This window comes from Streptomyces panacea (assembly GCF_040560175.1).
GTDB lineage: Bacteria > Actinomycetota > Actinomycetes > Streptomycetales > Streptomycetaceae > Streptomyces > Streptomyces panacea.
Map to the genome: position 1 here is coordinate 1 of NZ_JARJHW010000356.1, position 2,240 is coordinate 2,240.

General features: G+C 74.0%; 2 protein-coding genes. Both read right to left on the reverse strand.

What is annotated here, in order from left to right:
- Positions 1-112: 112 nt before the first annotated feature.
- A complete protein-coding gene (locus P3L51_RS35890) occupies positions 113-880 on the reverse strand; it encodes a DUF1206 domain-containing protein (protein ID WP_435594606.1) in 768 nt (255 codons plus the stop codon).
- A gap of 145 nt (positions 881-1,025) precedes the next feature.
- The coding region (locus tag P3L51_RS35895) for a 1-acyl-sn-glycerol-3-phosphate acyltransferase (protein WP_354609555.1) at positions 1,026-2,240 on the reverse strand (1,215 nt) is incomplete at its 5' end.

Consider the following 2,240-nt stretch of genomic DNA (forward strand, 5'->3'; position numbering starts at 1 on the left):
CCCCCGTGCCGGCCCCCAACCCGGTTCGGGGGCGGTGTCTTCTCCTTGGAAGGATCACGCCGCCGCCCCCGCCTCTTCATGGAGGCGGGGGCGGCGGCGGAGGCAAGTGGGTTCAGACCTTGCGGTAGCGCGCCATACCGAACGAGAACAGGCCGAAGAGAACGAGGCCCAGCGCGACCAGCACGAGCAGCCAGGGACCGACAGGGGTGTCGGTGAACGAGCGCAGCGTGTCGTCGAAGCCCTTCGCCTTGTCCGGCTCGTAGTCGACGGCCGCCTTGACCACGAACCAGCCGATCGCCGCGAACAGCAGTCCGCGCGCCAGACCGCCGCCGACCCCGGTCACATCGATGAAGCGCTTCGCCTTGCGGGACATCTGCCCGAGCTTGAGGTGCTTGTGATACGACCGCTTCGCGGCGCGCACCCCGATCCACAGGCCGGCGGCCAGGATCGCGACACCGGCGGCGCCGACGAGCCACCGGCCCGCGGGCAGTTCCAGTGCCTTGGCCGTGATGTCCTGCGACTGCTGGTCGCCCGACGAGCCGCCCTTGTCACCGGCGGCGAAGCTGAGGACGGAGTAGGCCACGAAGCCGTAGAACACGGCACGCCCGGCCGACAGCAGGCGCTTGCTCGCCTTGCGGCCGTCGGGACCCGAGGCGCCGAACAGCGCCTCGGACAGCCGCCACAGGGACATGCCGACCAGACCGATGCCCAGTGCCCACAGGACGAAGGAGCCCATCGGCTTCTCGCCGATCTCGGCCAGCGCGCCACCGCGGTCGGCCTGCTTGCCGCCACCGCCGAAGGCGATCTGGAGCGCCAGCAGCCCGATCAGCAGGTAGATCACGCCGCGCGCGGCGAAACCCCAGCGTGCCGCGGCGTCCATGGCCGAACTGTTCGCCGCCTGGCGGCCCTTGCTACGACCTCTGAGTGACATCGCCTGTACGTTCATGTGGCTCCCTCCCGATCGTTCGTCGGGTGCCCCCGGTACAGGCCGGGAAACGGGCCTGTACCGGGGGCGGCGACCGCGCTCAGCTCCAGCCGGCCACGATGAGTGACAGTCCGGCGGCGAAGCCGACACCCAACAGGGTCAGATACGCGCCGTAGTGACGGCGGAAGCGGCGCAGCAGCAGACCGAGCGCGGCGAAGGCCGCGCCGACCGTGAGCGTCCGTGCGCCGCGCGCCCGCGCGGACTCCACGAACCAGTCGGCCGCCGGCACGTCCGCGCGGCCCGCCTCGGCGGCGTACACCTTGAACGGGATGCCGTTCCACGGCTGGTGGCGTACGGCGGACGCCGACTCGACGGCCAGCTCGTGGCGTACCTCCGCGCGCATCCGGTCCGTCGTCAGCGGTGCGGGCAACTGGAGCCCCGTGTTCGCGAGTTGGAAGGCCAGCAGCCCACCCGCCAGGCTGCCCGCGAGCGCGGCGACGGAGAGCCCCGGCGCCGCCCGTGGGACGGCGACGCACGCGACGCCCAGGAGCAGTTCGGGCATCAGCGGCCAGCTCAGCGCCTCCGCACAGGCCCAGACGAAGGCCAGCAGGAGCCCCCGGCGCGAGGCGGCCGACGCGGCCACCCGGCGCCGTACGGGGGAGTCGCGCAGTGGCTCCGAGGCCGTGCGGGCGTGCAGCGCCGCGACCGCCGCCCGCGCGTCCGCTGGCGTCGCCGACGGCGGCAGCGGCTCACCGATCCGTACCCGCACCAGCGACGAACACAGCCGTCCGTGCTTGGGCAGCAGCCGGGCCGTGCCCGCGATGCCCACCGGTACGACCGGGACGCCCGCGCGCTCCGCGAGGACCAGGGCGCCGCGATGGAAGGCGCCGACGGCGCCGTCAGCCCCGCGCGTGCCCTCGGGGAAGAGGACGACCGCGCGGCCCGCCCGCAGCCCGTCCGCCATGGACAGCAGATCGTCCATCCCACCGCCGGTGCGCCGTACCGGAAACCCCGCGGCGAGCACACGGCAGACGCGCCGCCGCCACGGCGAGGCGAACCAGTAGTCGGCAGCCGCCCCGATGGCGGGCCGGTGCCGTGAGTCGAGCGCGGCCAGCAGCGCGGCGGTGTCCGCGTGCGAGGAGTGGTTGGCCACAACTACGCATCCACGGGGCGGCAGTTGACCGTGCCGTCGTACGCCGCCGGTGACGGTGAGGACGACCCACCACAGGGCGCGGCGCAGGACGGCGCCGAGCCGGGAGGGCGAGGCGGCGGGGGCCGGCGTCGCGCCGGGGCCACCCGGGGCGAGCGAGACGGT